Annotated in this window: 12 protein-coding genes; 7 read left to right on the top strand and 5 right to left on the bottom strand. The window is 40.5% G+C overall.

Features of this window, described 5'->3' with window-relative positions; translation table 11 throughout:
* The first annotated feature begins 94 nt into the window (after positions 1-94).
* Entirely contained in the window at positions 95-1,531 is a 1,437-nt protein-coding gene (nhaD, locus tag ACGHEH_RS17025) for a sodium:proton antiporter NhaD (protein ID WP_390447682.1), read from the top strand.
* 137 nt (positions 1,532-1,668) lie between these two features.
* Here nhaD and ACGHEH_RS17030 read toward each other — a convergent pair whose 3' ends face one another.
* From ACGHEH_RS17030 to ACGHEH_RS17045, 4 genes are all read right to left on the bottom strand, one after another.
* Positions 1,669-2,475, bottom strand: coding sequence for a 6-phosphofructokinase (locus ACGHEH_RS17030; protein ID WP_390447684.1), 807 nt, complete (start codon positions 2,473-2,475; stop codon positions 1,669-1,671).
* A 125-nt stretch (positions 2,476-2,600) separates the two neighbouring features.
* Positions 2,601-2,987: an MmcQ/YjbR family DNA-binding protein gene (locus ACGHEH_RS17035; RefSeq protein WP_390447687.1), complete on the bottom strand. Its 387-nt coding sequence runs from the start codon at positions 2,985-2,987 to the stop codon at positions 2,601-2,603.
* Between the two features lie 634 nt (positions 2,988-3,621).
* Positions 3,622-5,883, bottom strand: coding sequence for a putative bifunctional diguanylate cyclase/phosphodiesterase (locus ACGHEH_RS17040; RefSeq protein ID WP_390447690.1), 2,262 nt, complete (start codon positions 5,881-5,883; stop codon positions 3,622-3,624).
* Positions 5,884-5,957: 74 nt separating this feature from the next.
* Positions 5,958-8,630, bottom strand: coding sequence for an insulinase family protein (locus tag ACGHEH_RS17045; protein ID WP_390447692.1), 2,673 nt, complete (start codon positions 8,628-8,630; stop codon positions 5,958-5,960).
* A gap of 162 nt (positions 8,631-8,792) precedes the next feature.
* Here ACGHEH_RS17045 and sixA point away from each other — a divergent pair, with 162 nt between their 5' ends.
* The 6 genes from sixA (at position 8,793) to yegD (ending at position 15,427) form a co-directional block, all read left to right on the top strand.
* Positions 8,793-9,260 carry a phosphohistidine phosphatase SixA gene (gene sixA / locus ACGHEH_RS17050; RefSeq protein WP_390447694.1) on the top strand — a complete coding sequence of 156 codons (468 nt, stop codon included), beginning with the start codon at positions 8,793-8,795 and terminating at the stop codon, positions 9,258-9,260.
* A 379-nt stretch (positions 9,261-9,639) separates the two neighbouring features.
* A complete protein-coding gene (locus tag ACGHEH_RS17055) occupies positions 9,640-11,919 on the top strand; it encodes a TonB-dependent receptor (RefSeq protein ID WP_390447696.1) in 2,280 nt (759 codons plus the stop codon).
* Between the two features lie 178 nt (positions 11,920-12,097).
* The gene (locus ACGHEH_RS17060; protein WP_390447698.1) at positions 12,098-12,397 is read left to right on the top strand and encodes a hypothetical protein; all 300 of its coding nucleotides are present in this window, start codon (positions 12,098-12,100) and stop codon (positions 12,395-12,397) included.
* Between the two features lie 30 nt (positions 12,398-12,427).
* Positions 12,428-13,096 carry an HAD family hydrolase gene (locus ACGHEH_RS17065; RefSeq protein WP_390447700.1) on the top strand — a complete coding sequence of 223 codons (669 nt, stop codon included), beginning with the start codon at positions 12,428-12,430 and terminating at the stop codon, positions 13,094-13,096.
* Between the two features lie 78 nt (positions 13,097-13,174).
* Positions 13,175-14,011, top strand: coding sequence for a DNA ligase (locus ACGHEH_RS17070; protein WP_390447704.1), 837 nt, complete (start codon positions 13,175-13,177; stop codon positions 14,009-14,011).
* Between the two features lie 54 nt (positions 14,012-14,065).
* Complete coding sequence (gene yegD / locus ACGHEH_RS17075; RefSeq protein WP_390447707.1) at positions 14,066-15,427, top strand: molecular chaperone; 1,362 nt, start codon at positions 14,066-14,068, stop codon at positions 15,425-15,427.
* Between the two features lie 24 nt (positions 15,428-15,451).
* Here yegD and ACGHEH_RS17080 read toward each other — a convergent pair whose 3' ends face one another.
* Complete coding sequence (locus tag ACGHEH_RS17080) at positions 15,452-15,913, bottom strand: methylglyoxal synthase (RefSeq protein ID WP_390447710.1); 462 nt, start codon at positions 15,911-15,913, stop codon at positions 15,452-15,454.
* Positions 15,914-15,930: the final 17 nt, after the last annotated feature.

The following is a 15,930-nucleotide window of genomic DNA, read 5'->3' on the forward strand; positions in this document are numbered from 1 at the left end:
AATATAGACTTCTGTACAATTGGTAATCACTGCCGTTGTGCTATTTTATTGCCTACTTAAATACTCTCTTTTGACTATCATAGTAGGCAATAACATGTCCTTTCGGCGCTATACACTTCTACTTCTATTAGCTTTGATAGCTAGCTTTACTCCTTCAGTTTGGGCAGCAGGTGCTCACTTAGACTTAACAAATTCTGCGGTAGGTTTTGCTGCCATCGCTATTTTTATTCTGGCTTATACCTTAGTTATGTTGGAAGAAAAATTACATTTGAGAAAGTCAAAGCCTGTACTGGTGGGCGCTGGTTTAATCTGGATCCTCATTGGCAGTTTTTACGTCAGTGAAAATATCCCTCATGTTACCGAAGAAGCATTTAGACATAATTTACTCGAATTCGCAGAGTTGATGTTGTTCTTATTGGTAGCAATGACCTATATCAACGCCCTTGAAGAACGCCGAGTTTTTGATGCTTTAAGAGCTTGGATGATCCGCAAAGGCTTCAACTATAAAAATCTATTTTGGATCACGGGCTTTTTATCATTCTTTATTTCACCCATTGCGGATAACTTAACTACCGCGCTATTAATGTGTGCCGTGGTGATGAAAGTGGCTGAAGGTGATAAACCCTTTATCAATATATCTTGTATCAATATTGTCATTGCAGCTAATGCTGGTGGGGCATTCAGCCCGTTTGGAGATATTACGACCTTGATGGTTTGGCAAGCAGGTATGGTGACCTTTGGTGAGTTCTTAGTCTTATTTATACCTTCTTTAGCAAACTTCTTAGTCCCTGCGGCTATTATGAGTTTTTATGTTGAGAATAAACAACCAACTGCGGCTTATGAAGAAGTTGAATTAAAACGCGGTGCCTTACGCATCTTATCATTGTTTTTATTTACCGTGGCAACAGCAGTTGCATGCCATAGTTTCTTACACCTTCCTCCGGTATTAGGCATGATGATGGGACTAGGTTATCTTCAGTTTTTTGGTTATTTCCTAAGAGTGACTTTACCGGGGTCTTTGGCTCGCAAAAAAGCACTGGCAGAGCAACAGGGTGACAAGGAGCGTTTAGCTAGATTAGGCAGTGTCGTGCCGTTTGATGTATTTAGCAAAGTGTCGCGTGCGGAGTGGGATACATTACTGTTCTTTTACGGCATTGTGATGTGTGTTGGTGGACTTGGGTTCTTGGGTTATTTGAGCTTCATCTCTGAAGTACTCTACGGAGGTTGGTCAACAACCGCCGCGAATGTGTTTCTTGGTGTCATCTCGGCTGTTATTGATAACATTCCGGTGATGTTTGCTGTACTCACAATGCAGCCTGAAATGTCACATGGTCAATGGTTATTAATTACTTTGACTGCAGGCGTTGGTGGTAGCTTGTTATCAATTGGTTCAGCGGCAGGTGTGGCGTTGATGGGACAAGCTCGAGGCTATTATACTTTCTTTGGTCATCTTAAATGGACCCCAGTGATTGCACTGGGGTATGCAGTAAGTATTGTTTTACACTTATGGCTTAATGCTGACCTATTTTAAATAGTGGGTGAGTGGACCTTTGTGGGCGTTGACTAGCTCATCGCTCACAGGTTTGTTTATTGAAACAGCTTTGTTCAGGTCTGTTTTGGTCAGTTGCGATGCACTCAAGCCAAGCATAACCTTATCATCACCCTTGATTAAGGCATTAACAGCTTGTAGTCCAAGTTGAGTGGCAAACGCTCTATCTTCAGGGCGGGATCTCCCCCTCTTTGCGTATGACCCAAAATACAAATTGCACTTTCAATGTTCCCCTGAGACTTTAATTGCTCTTGAAGGGCATTAGCACCACCAGGCCATAAGTTCTCTGCTAGTACAATTAAATAACTTGCATGGCGATTTAGCTGTTGTTTTTGTATTTTCTCAATTAGGTCTTCGAGTATGATGTCGTGTTTTTCATTGCTGTAATTCTCGAATGAAAAAATGCTCTCAGCACCACAAGATAAGCCGACTTTAAAGGCGATATGGCCACTTTGTCTACCCATTACTTCTACAATGAATACTCTATCAAATGCGTTAGCGGTATCTCGGATTTTATCTATTGCTTGCGTTGCGGTATTAACCGCAGTCGCAAAACCTATGGTTTTATCACAGTCATAAAGGTCATTATCTATGGTGCCAGGTAAGCCAATAACTTGACCATGCCAGTGGGCCTTAATTGCTAATAAGCCATGAAATGAACTATCTCCCCCAATGACGATTAGGGCGTCAATTTCGTGCTTTAATAGTGTATTACATGCTTGCTTTACACCCGTGTCAGTCATCATGGCAGGACAACGTGCACTTTTTAATAGGGTGCCGCCATTCTTTATTTCGGCATTAACTAATTGGCTAGATAAAGGAAGCAGATGGTCTTCTATTAGGCCGTTATAACCATGGTAAAAACCAAAACAAGATAAATTGTTATATTCACAGTTGAGCACAATTGCACGAATAGCTGCATTCATGTCTGGAGCATCACCACCACTGGTGAGTAGAGCGACTTTTTTTCATATTGGTAGTCTTCATACGAAGAGGGAGGTGGAATGGCCCTCGTCAGATAACGAGGGAGGCCATTACACGTATACTCAGGTTATGAAAGGTTCGCTAGGGCTTCTTTCTGAGCTGTAGGTAGGTTATCAACAACTATCTGATAAGAGTCGTCGATAAACTTTTTGATTTCGTCTTCAGGTACCGTGCCATCAAGGACAATCGTGTTCCACAGACGTTTGTTCATGTGATAACCAGGCAAAATTGATTCGTACTTATCTCTAAGTATTAATGCCTCGTCAGGATCACACTTCACGTTTAACCAAAAAACAGGCTCATTGTTTTCGTCTAGTTGACCTTCTTTACCTTCGTAAAGGGTGGCAAACATCTTATGTTGCACTTTGTAAACATCGCTATCCTGCGAAAAAGGCTGCGTAATAAACGTGCCTAGTTTACTTTGCAAATAATCATGTACGCTTTGTTTATTCATAGCTCTTATCCTTGAAGTAACTATTAATTAAAACCACATGGTTTGAGTTTAGCACTTAATTCGTAAAGACAATAATCTTAGGAAAAACATTTTAGTCTGTTTACTGAGTTTACTTACACAATTGGGTAAGCTGGTAAACTCAGTTTGCTCGAAAGTGATGAGCAATATTCAATAAACGCCTTTATTTACACTCACAAAATTTGTGCGTAAAAACCGTGCTAAAACCTCGCCATGACGACCAGTTAAAACTTCACTTAACCTAACTATAAATCAGTTAGTTATGAAAAAATGAATAAAATACCATTTCAAGAGTGAAATTATGGCTTGGTATTAAATGAAATAATGCAATATTTTGCAACAATTAAACGTTTTTTTGTGCTTATTTCATGCTGGTTGCTGTATAATTCGCCAATTTTTAGGGGGGTGCTAATGTTATTGATGTTTTGTTTGCTTTTAAGCGCAATGACCATTTATTGCGAAACTATTCGTCTAGGTATGCCGACAAAGCGCTGGGTTGCATTTAGTTTAGTGGTTGGCCCGATTTGCTGGGTGTTTTTGAGAATACATTACAGAATGGCTATTTTAAGAAACATGCAAATGGGGCAACTCACGTGTTGTAAAGTCAGCTGAGCAGTTAACTGACCACTTTTAAGTCAGGTTTAGCTTGTTTACTCTTCACAACTCTTTGTTGTTTTAAAAACTCAGTAAACTCTTCAGCTGAAAGGGGCTTGGAATAAAAATATCCTTGCACAGTTTGGCAATTAAGCTCTTCTAAGATGGCCAATTGTTCTGCTTTTTCAACACCTTCTGCCACAACATGTAAATCTAGATTTTGAGCTATGGTTACAATCGAGTCTACCATATTCCGACCTCGCTCATTGTGCATATCGTCGACAAAAGCTTTATCGACTTTTAAGGTATTCAGAGGAAATTGCTTTAGATAAGCAAGAGATGAATAACCAGTCCCAAAGTCATCAATCGCCAGGTGAATACCTCTGGCACTGAGTGAGCGCATGATATTAATGGCTTCTTGTGGGTCGTCCATAACTGTTCCTTCAGTGATCTCAAGCTCTAAAAAGTAGGAAGGTAAATGGTTTTTCTGTAAAATGATATCGATACGCGTGGTAAGGTCGGGCAAACTAAATTGTTTTGCCGATAAATTAACGGCAACACGGCCGTCAAATAAGTCTTGGTCTATCCAGCGTTTCACGTCTTTACAGGCCTTGTCGAGCACGACCTCACCAATATCAATAATTTGTCCTGTTTCTTCTGCAATAGGAATAAACACACCAGGGCTTATAATGCCTTTTTTAGGGGTAATAAAACGGACTAACGCTTCCATGCCGACAAGCAGCCCTGATTTGATGTCCATTTTAGGCTGGTAATAAACGACAAAATGATCTTCTTTCAAACCAAAACGCATTAGGTTTTCTATTTGTAACCGTTTAACGGCTTGCTCATTCATTGAATCGTTAAAGAATAAGTAGTGGTTACCTTTTTGTTTTGCATGATACATGGCTGTATCTGCATTCTTAAGTAATATTTCTGGGGTTGTACCATCTTCAGGAAATAACACAATACCGACTGAAGAGGTGATCACTAGCTCATGATTGGCCATTTTAAATGGTGTTGCAATGGCTGCTAAAAATTGCTTAGCTGTTTTGGTAATGGTGTGAATGTCATTCGTGCCGGTCATCACCAAGGCGAATTCATCACCACCTAGGCGATAGAAGGTGTCTTGCTGGCGAGCTAGTTTATTTAGGCGCATTGCCAGTTTTGCAAGCAAACTATCTCCGAGTTGATGACCCAGTGAGTCATTAATCTTTTTAAAGTTGTCTAAATCAAAGACAAGCAGAGCATGATGAACATCTTGTTGTGCTAATTTTTTTAAGTTAGTGAAAAATAAGTTTCTATTCGGAAGACCTGTTGTTCTGTCTCTGTTAGAGAGATTATGTAGCTGCGACTCTGCTTTCTTACGTTCGGTTAGATCAGAGAAAATAACAACATAGTTTGTTACCTGACCATGACTGTTTTTTATTTCGTCGATGCTGACTTCGATTGGCAATAAGATATTCTTAAAGTTCCTGAGCTTAAGTTCTTCCTGCCAATGTTCAGACTCTTTTAGGTTTGCTTTGATTTCACGAATATACTTTTCATCATATCCAGGAAGATTGAATTGCTTTCCGAGGTAGTGACTCCTCAACCCTCCAAAGAGTTTTAAGTAGCTAGGGTTGACATCTACAAGCTGGTAATTTTTGTCATAAATGGCAATCGCATCAGTCAGTGATTCGACACATTTAGCAAATAAGTTGAGTCGCTCTTCGGTACTTTTTAGGTGGCTAATATCACGTACCGTGCCTGTCATTCTTACTGGGTTTAAATTGGCGTCTTTTTCAATGATTTTACCGCGATCTAACACCCAGTGATATTGATCTAAGGTATCTCTTAGACGGTAGCTGGCTTCAAAAAAGGCCGTTTGCTCAGCAAAGTGTTGCTTAAGTAATTTGTCTACTAGGGGGAGATCTTGGGGGTGTATGCGGTGCGCGTTGGGTAAAAAGCGTGCATTTTTTTCAGGCTGGTCTTGGCATACCATGTATTTATCATTTATACGAATGATTTCCCCTGAGCTGATGTCCCAGTCCCATAGCGTATCACCACTGCCTTCAACAGTCCGTTTTAAGCGTAATTCAGACATAACCAAGTCTTGCTGTGAACGCTTTAGCCTACGGTTTATGAATAGCAAATAGGTGGTGAATAATGTCATTAAGCCCACAGGAGCAAGCCAATAAATATTAGCTCCCAGGCTCTGTTGATTAAACTCAAATGCCATCAATGGCATGCTGAATAATGAGCTTAATAACGCTATGAACATCATTATTGTTATATTTTTAATCATAGATGTTTATTTCTCAGAACAACGCCTAATCTAATCTATGCTGAACTGAGAGTAAAGTAGATAACAGAGCCTTATCAGTTGAAAGTTAGCGTTGCATGAGAGTCTCTATTACTTATCAAAGAGATAGCATTATTGATAAATACATCTTTCGTCAGTGTTTGAAGGGCTGTTAGCAATCTAGATTGCATTGAAAAGTTATGATCTTCATTGGTGATCGCGACCCACAGCCGCTGAGCTCTTAGTCTCAGGTTTTTGTCGTTTTCTGCAATTTGTAGCTCTAAAGCTTGTTTAGCCTCTAAAAATGAATCTGAACTTAATTTCGACAAATTATTCAAGAACATATTGATAAATTCTTCATGGCTTTGCAGTAGTTGTTTGCTAGAGTTATTTGGAGATTGCACATAAAACGCAAGCCCTGCACGGGTATTAAAAGGGGCGTAACCTGCACCGACTAAATAACCTAATTGCTGTTTGGTTCTGAGTTCATCAAAATACAGATGCTGTACAAGTTGATTAATGAGCATGAGTTGTACTTTTTCATCAACACCTGAAGTTTTTGCTTGAATATAATATAGTAATCCATGTTCAGCCTGTTCTTTGAAAGAAGCATGCGTCATGTATTGTTTAAGTTTAATAAGGGGACGTTTTAAATCTTCTAAGATTTCACTTTCTTTGAAGGTCTCTTTGATGCTATTTAGCATATTTTCAGCATCACTTTCCCGCCAATTACCATACATAAATGCTTTTATATGTACGGCTTTAAAAAATGCACGTCTAAATTCATTGAACTCATTAAATGTAATGCCTTTTAGACTATGCGCTAAGTCCTCCGGTGCTGGATTCCAAGGCATTAGATGTGCACTTAGTATGCTAAATAGCGCAGACACAGGTTTATTATGATTATGTTGAAGCCAATGTCTCGATAGTTGTTTTTTATATTCTGCAAATCGAATAGGGCTAATATCTTGAGATAAAATATAGTGAAGTAACTCTATTGCAAATTCAGGCTGGTTTGCCGAGAGGCCAGCTGTATTGAGCGTCAAACCACCTTGATGAGAGGTAATATGGTAGTTGAGGCCCGCAAGTTCAGCCGAGTAGAAGGGCTCAGCGAGACTATCCATTAATAAATCTGCCAATAACCGTGTGAGAGCCATATTCTTAACACAATTCACCGCGACTTTTGAATCTATCTCGATATAAATGTGTCCTTTTGTGACTTTGAATTCTGTGTCTTGTTTAAACCAGAAATTTAACCCTTCTTTGAAAGCGAGCTTTTTTGGCATAGAAAAAGACGACGCGCTTGTGTGTAACACTTGTTTTGCTTTTAAATAAGGATTGACGCTAGGCAGCTTCATTTCTGGAAGAGGGTGTTTTATTTTATCAAGTGTCTCAAGCCAGTGCGCAGGTAAACCTTCAACTAGATAAGCTGTGTTATACCACTGCGCTCTTCTATTAGTCGCAACATCTTGATGAATTAAAACGACTCGCATGTTCTTCGCCGACAAGTATTGGCAAAGTTTTTTGTGTAATTGAGGCTCGAACCCTGTCATGACATAGTCACCGCACAAATAATCCGCTTCATCGAAGTGGTGCATATTCACGCTTAACGCATTAACCCACTCCACTAATTTACTTGGTTCTTGATTGTCAAAGGCGATTTCTAATAAAGCTTGTTTGTCGGCATAGAGTGCAGGTAAGTCGGCAAACTTATGCTCGATAAGTGCGATATATTCGAATAACATTTCAATAATGTCTTCGTAAAATTCAATGCCTTGTTCCGTGAGGGCAAAGCTGACATTAAAGTCTTTATAATTACTGCCACTCACGCCGCCACCGGCTGAAAGCGCATTGATCCATCCTTGGGCTTTTAATATTGAGTACAGTGAACCTTCGCCTTCAAAGCCAATCAAGTGAGCTAAAAAGCTTAAACTCTTAGATTTATACAGATTATGCACATTAGGCATAGCAAAGCTTACGATCAGTTTCTGCATTTGCTTTTTAGGCGTAATGTGAATGAGTTTTCCCAGGTCATTGCTACGGTAGAGAGGCACATTGATAGCGGGTTTATTATTTTGACTTGATGGCACCTTAGAAAAATATTGTCTAGCCATATCGGCTAACTCATTCAACGATTGAGGTCCGGCAATAGCTAATGTCATCCATTGTGCAAGGTAATGCGTGCTGAAAAATTGATGCAGCTCGTCTGAGATGCAGGTGTCTCTGTCTTCTAATGTTTGGTGGTTGCCAACGGCAAACTTTGCAAATGGATGAAGAGGGTTTGCCGTTTCTTTATGTACTTGATAAATGCGTCGACCATCATCTTTGGTTTTCATTTTGTATTCGGCATCTATCGCATTTCGCTCACTCACTGCTAGAAGCTTGTCGAACAAAGGAGCAATAAAGAACTGGCTGAAAATGTCTAATGCGGCATGTAATTGTTGATGATCACAATCGAAGAAATAGCTACTGTGTTCTGTGCCAGTCCATGCATTACAATGCCCGCCAGCTTGATTAATGAATTGAGAAAAATAGCCGGGTTCAGGGTAGGCTTCAGTACCGAGAAATAACATATGTTCAATAAAATGTGCCATACCTTGGCGATCGCTAGGATCATCAAAGTGTCCAGCATTGACGGTCAGTGATGCTGCAGATTTATTTGAATCTAGGTCTTGTACAAGCAGTACTTTCAGACCATTGTCGAGTGTAAGAGTTTGATAGCTGCGTTTATCATTATTGCTAATTTTCAAGAGTCTGCCGCCGATATAAAGTAAGAGATGAGGCCAATTTGAACTAACTTACCGCTGCTAAGGTTCTTTGGATTGTCATGTGTTTTGTTTTAATATAGCGAACAAAGTAGCTAAGTTGCTACCGCTTTACTGAAAATTATTACTCTAAGTGTTTGAGGTTTTATGAAAACAATCTTAATTATGCGCCATGGTGAAGCTGAGCCCATGCAAGCTGATGATGCCGCAAGAGCGCTGACCCCACGTGGAGTAAGCCAAGCGAGTGAAATGGCGCTATGGATTAAAGCGCATTATCAGCCAAAGGCAATACTCGTTAGCCCTTTTATCAGAGCGCAGCAAACAGCCGAGCAAGTTGTTAAGCACAACCCTGCAGAGTATTTTGAAGTGTGTAAAGATATCGTTCCCAGCGGTGATGCGCGATTTGCGATTGATTACCTTGAAACTTTAATGAGTTTGAACCCAGAGATTGATACTTGGCTTTTAGTAGCGCACATGCCAATTGTGAGTTATTTGGTCGATCAACTGAGCCCAGGTGATATGCCAATCTTTTCTACAGCTGGCATTGCTGTTATTCGTTATGATGAAAACAACAGAAAAGCAGATTTTTTAAAAATAGTTTCTCCTTCACTTTAGTTAGTCTATTTACTGTACAAATATTAAATCTCTCCCTTATCTAAATAAAGCGTTAAATTTAACGTCCCCCACCACTGGTACAGGACAAATGTCCTTGTTTGTTGTTTTTGGTGGTAAAATAAAAGTTGTTAAAATCGGTAATCTTGTAGATAAAATTTATTATTTTTGGCTTTTTTGGGGTTATTTGAAGCAAAGTTAAAATTTGCTGTTATAATTATGCCGTTAGATTCAGCCTTAGAATTCGTTTTGCACTCTCGTCTCTAAGGTCCGCATTGTACATTCAGTATAGGCGAAAAATTGAACTAATCACGCCAATGTGATACGGCGCCCATATTTTACCGTTGAACAATAGAGTGCTTATAAAAGGTTTACCCCAAACATGAAAGCAATCAAAAGATCTACGTTAGCAGTTTTAGTCAATGCAGCGTTGTTCTCTACTGTAGCAAGTACTTCATTCATCTCGCATGCTGAAGAGCAAGAAGCTAAAAGCAATCAGCTAGAAGTTATTCAGGTAACAGCACGTAAACGTGTTGAAAATGCGCAAGAAGTACCTGTGTCTGTGTCAGCCCTTCAAGGCGATGGATTAGACGCATATAGCTCAGCGGGTATGGATATTCGCTTCATGAACGCAAAAATCCCAAGTTTATCTGTTGAATCATCATTCGGCCGTACTTTCCCGCGCTTTTATGTTCGTGGTTTGGGTAATACCGATTTTGACTTGAACGCGTCACAGCCTGTTTCATTAGTTGTAGACGAAATAGTCCAAGAAAACCCTATTCTTAAAGGTTTCCCTGTATTTGATATCGAGCGTATCGAAGTACTAAGAGGCCCACAAGGCACACTGTTTGGCCGTAATACGCCAGCAGGTCTTGTAAAGTTTGATTCAGTTAAGCCAAGCCAAGAGTTCGATGCTTATGGTGCAGTGTCTTACGGCAGCAAAGGCTCTGTAGACTTTGAAGGTGCAGTAGGTACTGGTCTTACTGATAAACTTTCAACGCGTGTTTCTCTACTTATTCAAGATCGTCCAGATTACATCGACGTAAAAGCACCGGGCTTCGAAAAAGAAGATTCGCTTGGTGGTTACAATGAAAAAGCAGCACGTGTTCAATTTTTATATGAGGGTGATGACTTCACCGGTCTTTTAAACTATCACAAGCGCGACCTTGATGGTCGTCCAATTGCATTCCGTGCAAACCTGATTGAAAAGGGCACAAATAACATCAACCCTATGTATGACAATGATGTTGTTTACCATGATGCCGCTTCACGTTCGACTCAACAGGTTAATACCCAAGGTTTAAGCCTTAAACTTGAATGGGATTTAAAAGAGCACACAGTGACGTCTATCACAGGTTGGGAAAGTGCTGAAATTTATTCTCGCGCAGACGTTGATGGTGGTTACGGTGCATCATTCTTACCAGCAATGGGCCCAGGGGTTATCCCATTTGCTTCAGAAACGGCTGATGCGATCCCTGAGCATGACCAATATACTCAAGAGCTTCGTCTTTCAAGTAACTTCTCTGGCGATATGAACTATCAAGTAGGTGTGTTCTTATACGAAGAAGACTTAGTTATCGAAAGCTTCAGTTTTGATACGTTTGCTTGGGATGCAGCTGCAAACAATTATGGCCTTCAAAACGGCTATGCAATCCAAGACCAAAGTACGTCGGCTTGGGCACTATTCGGTTCATTTGATTACACAGTATCTGATGAACTAAAAGTAACAGCTGGTATTCGTTACTCTAACGATGAAAAAGAGTTTTACGCGAAGCGCACGAAAACACCAGTGCCATTTACAGGCGCAACAGACTTTCAAGAAGGCTCTGCAAACCCAGATGACAGCCATGTATCTTGGGACTTAAGTGCAACTTATAAGTACACTGATGATATTAACCTATTCGCACGTATCGCTAACGGTTTCCGTGCGCCGAGTGTTCAGGGGCGTATCTTATTCGGTGATGAAGTAACAGTTGCCAAGTCTGAAACGACTAACTCAATTGAAGCGGGTATCAAGTCTGATGTTTTAGATGGTCAAGGCCGTGTTAACGCGACAGTATTCTATTATCAGATGAATGACCAACAGTTAACAGCTGTAGGTGGCGACGCTAACTTTAACCGTCTGATCAATGCTGATAAGACAACAGGTTACGGTATCGAGCTTGACTCAGAGTGGGTTTTAACTGACGAGTTAAACGCAACATTTAACCTGAGCTACAACAAAACTGAGTTGAGTGATAAAGACTTAGCTGTTCAAGTTTGTGCTCAGTGTACAGTAACAAACAAAGTTGAGAATGGTTTAGCGGTTTTAGATGGTAACAGTTTACCACATGCACCAAAGTGGATTGCGAACGCGACTCTTCGTTACACCAAAGAACTTGAAAGTGGCGATTTCTTCGTCTACTCGGATGTATCTTACCGTAGCGAAATTGACTTCTTCTTATATGAAGCGGTTGAGTTTAAAGGTGAAGCGTTATTTGAAGCGGGTGTACGTGCAGGTTACCAATGGCTAGCTGGCGACAACGAATATGAAGCGTCTGTATTTGTACGTAACTTATTTGACGAACAAGTGGTTATTGGTGGCGTAGACTTCAATAACAATACTGGTATGTTAAATGAAGAGCGTTACATTGGCGCTGAATTTAAAGTACGCTTCTTCTAATCTTATTTCGAAATAGAAATTCGTTTTAGTAAAAACCCGCATTTTCGCGGGTTTTTTTATATTTCGAAAACATAGTATTTAACCTTTTGCCGATTACTCTCAAATAAGTCACATTGAGGATTGGTATTAATAAAATGAGCTGGTAAAGTTGCCCTAAATTGAAAGTAAGAGAAAAATTATGTCTGGATTTTGGAATTACCGTGTTATTTTTTGTGAAGCAACTAAAGATGAAGCGGCGCTTTATCAAATTCACGAAGTTGAATATAACTTAAATGGTAAAGTAACAAATTGGTCTGAAACAGGTGCTGCACCTTTTGGCCTCACAGTTGAAGAGCTTCAAGCTGATACAGACCGTTTAAAGTCTGCGTTTGAAAAGCCAATCTTAAAAGTAGTACGCCAACCTCGAGGCTATACGCTTGTAGAGGTTGAATCAGGTGAAGAAGCAACAGCAGAAGTACCTGAGAGCTTAAAGCAATAAGCTAAAAACGATTAATTCAAGGAGAGAAACATGGAAAAGCGAGCATTACTGATAGATTTTGACGGTACTTTGGTTGATTCTGAGGTCGTTCATTATGACAGCTGGCAACATGTTTTATCTCCTTTTGACATTCATTATACAGAGCAAGCTTTTTGCTTAGAGTTTGCGGGTGTCCCTACCTTACAAGCCGCAACAGTAATAAAGAAACGGCATAATTTAGATGTCTCAGCTCAGTGGTTATGTGAGCAAAAAAATCAGCAGTTTGTTTTAACGTCTGAGCAGGTAAAGCCAAGGTTATTAGCAGGCGTGAAAGTTTTCCTCAATGCAGCTAAACAGCAGTTTACTTTGGTGTTAGTAACGGGCAGTACGCGCAACGAAGCGATTCCTGTATTAGCGCACTACGGATTATTAGATTTGTTCAGTGCGACGATATGTAAAGATGATGTAATTAACCCAAAACCCGATCCAGAACCATATTTAAAGGCACTTAAACTCTTGTCTATAAAGCCCCAGGAAGCATTTGCCTTAGAAGACAGCACAACGGGACTGCAAAGTGCAACAGCTGCGGGCGTACAGACAGTTGTTATCCCTCATGAATACTCTAAATCTCAAGATCACAGCAAGGCCAGCTATATTGCCAATGATATTATTGAGGCTTGGGAGTATATTCAAAAAAATACTTATCTTGAGACGATATAAAGGTCATCAATACTCCAGTTAGTGAGTGCAGCTAGGAAGTCTACTCATTATTAATTTTACTTCAGCGCATAAGGAGCCATGCGTATGTATTATTTCTATTTTTTAGCTTTTTTATTGTTAAGCTCAGCTTCTTGGGCGAATACCTCACCCGCACAATTAGCTTCTGTATTCAACGATACCCACCAAGTCGCACACTATTTAGTAAGTGAAAAATATGATGGTGTGCGGGCCATTTGGGATGGCACGAAACTTAAAACTCGACGCGGTAACCTAATTTATGCACCAGCTTGGTTTACAGAGAAGTTGCCAAACACCTATCTAGACGGAGAACTTTGGGTCGACTATGGGCAATTTGAGTTTGTCAGTGGTCTTGCCAGACAGCTGAACGGCAATGACGAGGACTGGCGTAAAGTAAAATATATGATCTTTGATATGCCAAAAGCGTCTGGGAGTTTTGCTGAACGCTATAACGAGTATCTGCAATTAGTCACTTTGTTTAAGCAGCCTCATATTCAAGCTGTTAAGCAGCAAAGTTTTGCCAGTAGAGCTCAATTAGATGATTACTTTGATGAAGTGGTAGCAAAAGGCGGAGAGGGGGTAATGTTACATTTAGCCACCGCTTCACATTTAGTAGGGCGTTCACCACAACTATTAAAATATAAGCCCTATTCAGACGCTGAAGCGGTTGTAATTGGCTACAGCGAAGGTAAAGGTAAGTATCAAGGCAAAATAGGTGCTTTGCGCGTGCGTAATTTAGACGACGGCGTTGAGTTTAAAATAGGCTCGGGGCTTACCGATGCACTCAGAGCGAAACCGCCCAAAATAGGTACTGTGATCACCTATCGTTATCAAGATAAAACAAAATATAACAAGCCGCGTTTTGCACGATTTTTAAGGGTGAGAGAAATATTTTAAACTCAGTTTTATCTGTGATACTCTGCGCGACCTTTTTTGTGTCGGAGGTTAGAGATGATAGTTGGATTTGATTACGGTAGTTCAAATTGTGCGATGGGGGTGATGCGTGACTCTCAAGTGACGCTCGTTAAATTAGAAAACAACAAACATTATTTACCTTCGACTTTATATGCACAGCATAACGCATTGATCTCAGACTATGTCGCACATAACTTACATCAGGGTGATGTAGAGGTTTTTAGACAATCTAGGGCGCATCTTTTAAATGCTGTACCCGCTATTAAACGTGACCTAGACTTGGAGTCTTCTGATACCGGTATTTCTATAGGTCAGGCAGCCATAGAAGAGTATATCGATTTTCCAGAAGATGGCTATTTCGTTAAATCTCCAAAATCATTTTTTGGGGCTGTGGGCTTAAAGCCACAACAAATCGCATTTTTTGAAGACATTGCCAGCACCATGATCATGCAAATCAAACAGCGTGCAGAACAACAATTGGGATATGAACTGACACACACTGTCATTGGTCGTCCGGTAAACTTTCAGGCCATTGGGGGTGAAGAAAGCAACCAACAAGCGGTTAGCATTCTAACCGCAGCGGCAAAACGCGCAGGCTTTAAAGAAGTGGAGTTCTTATTTGAGCCTTTGGCTGCGGGTGTTGATTTTGAATCTGGGCTCACGACGGACAAAAAAGTGCTGGTGGTCGATATCGGTGGGGGTACATCTGATTGCTCGTTTGTGCAAATGGGACCAAGTTTTCGAGACAATGCCTGCCGTAATGCTGACTTTTTATCGCATACCGGTAAGCGTATTGGTGGTAACGATTTAGACATAGCATTAGCGTTTCATGAACTAACAGATTTATTAGGGCGTGACGATAAGTTTAAGTCAGGCCTTCCTATGCCTAATCAATTGTTTTGGCAGGCATGTAAAATCAATGACCTGCAAATGCAAAGTGACTTCTACTCAGATAAAAACCATCGCGATTTAACCGCGATGCTTCGAGAGATAGAGCAGCCAGAACGGCTACAGCGTTTGATTAAAGTACAAGAAAACAAACTATCGCACCGTTTAGTTAGGCAAGCTGAATTAATGAAAATTGCATTAAGTGGTGACTCGCAAAGTCACTGTGATATGGGCTTTATTGGAAAAGATTTAGCTAAGCTGATCACCAATGCACAATTAGCTGATGCTTTAGAAAACAGTTTAGAGCAGATCTGCACCTTGGCGGAACAAGCCATTCAAGAGGCCGGAACACAACCTGATGTGATTTATCTAACGGGCGGTAGTGCGCAATCGCCACTATTAAAGGCAGCGCTAAAACAACGACTGGGTGATATTGAGATGTTAAGCGGCGATAACTTTGGTAGCGTCACCGCCGGTTTAACTAAGTGGGCTGAAAAGTTGTTTAGATAAAGACTTTTGAATTTATAAAGTTTGTTAGGTATTTAGTCGCGTTGCTAAGTATTTGTCGTAATCGGGTAAAGCGCGGCTAAACTCAGTACTCATCAAAGATGAATGCAGCAGCATATCGGCGGTTGCTTCATTACATGCAACAGGAATATTCCACACAGCAGCCAAACGCAACAGTGCTTTAACATCTGGATCGTGCGGCTGTGAAGCCAGAGGGTCCCAAAAAAATACCAGCATATGGATTTGATGCTCTGCTATTTTCGCCCCAAGCTGCTGATCGCCACCCATAGGGCCACTAAGTAGTTTATTGACGCTAAGGCCAGTTGCCAGCTCAATGACATTACCTGTTGTGCCTGTGGCAGAGAGCGTGTGACGTTCAAGGGTATTTCTATGGGCTAAACACCAGGCTTTTAGTGCATCTTTCTTTCCATCGTGAGCAACCAGTGCTATGTGCTTTTTTGCAGGAATTTTCTCAACCTTGGTTTCCATACTCATTTCTCTTTTAT

The organism is Pseudoalteromonas sp. MTN2-4, from assembly GCF_042848605.1.
In the GTDB taxonomy this organism is placed as follows: Bacteria; Pseudomonadota; Gammaproteobacteria; order Enterobacterales; family Alteromonadaceae; genus Pseudoalteromonas.

Excerpts from the sequence above, each read along its gene's own strand:
- ACGHEH_RS17060 (WP_390447698.1), top strand. The coding sequence starts at position 12,098 with ATGTCTGGATTTTGGAATTACCGTGTTATTTTTTGTGAAGCAACTAAA.
- ACGHEH_RS17055 (WP_390447696.1), top strand. The coding sequence starts at position 9,640 with ATGAAAGCAATCAAAAGATCTACGTTAGCAGTTTTAGTCAATGCAGCG.
- ACGHEH_RS17080 (WP_390447710.1), bottom strand. The coding sequence starts at position 15,913 with ATGGAAACCAAGGTTGAGAAAATTCCTGCAAAAAAGCACATAGCACTG.
- ACGHEH_RS17040 (WP_390447690.1), bottom strand. The coding sequence starts at position 5,883 with ATGATTAAAAATATAACAATAATGATGTTCATAGCGTTATTAAGCTCA.
- nhaD (WP_390447682.1), top strand. The coding sequence starts at position 95 with ATGTCCTTTCGGCGCTATACACTTCTACTTCTATTAGCTTTGATAGCT.
- yegD (WP_390447707.1), top strand. The coding sequence starts at position 14,066 with ATGATAGTTGGATTTGATTACGGTAGTTCAAATTGTGCGATGGGGGTG.
- sixA (WP_390447694.1), top strand. The coding sequence starts at position 8,793 with ATGAAAACAATCTTAATTATGCGCCATGGTGAAGCTGAGCCCATGCAA.
- ACGHEH_RS17070 (WP_390447704.1), top strand. The coding sequence starts at position 13,175 with ATGCGTATGTATTATTTCTATTTTTTAGCTTTTTTATTGTTAAGCTCA.
- ACGHEH_RS17035 (WP_390447687.1), bottom strand. The coding sequence starts at position 2,987 with ATGAATAAACAAAGCGTACATGATTATTTGCAAAGTAAACTAGGCACG.
- ACGHEH_RS17065 (WP_390447700.1), top strand. The coding sequence starts at position 12,428 with ATGGAAAAGCGAGCATTACTGATAGATTTTGACGGTACTTTGGTTGAT.
- ACGHEH_RS17030 (WP_390447684.1), bottom strand. The coding sequence starts at position 2,475 with ATGAATGCAGCTATTCGTGCAATTGTGCTCAACTGTGAATATAACAAT.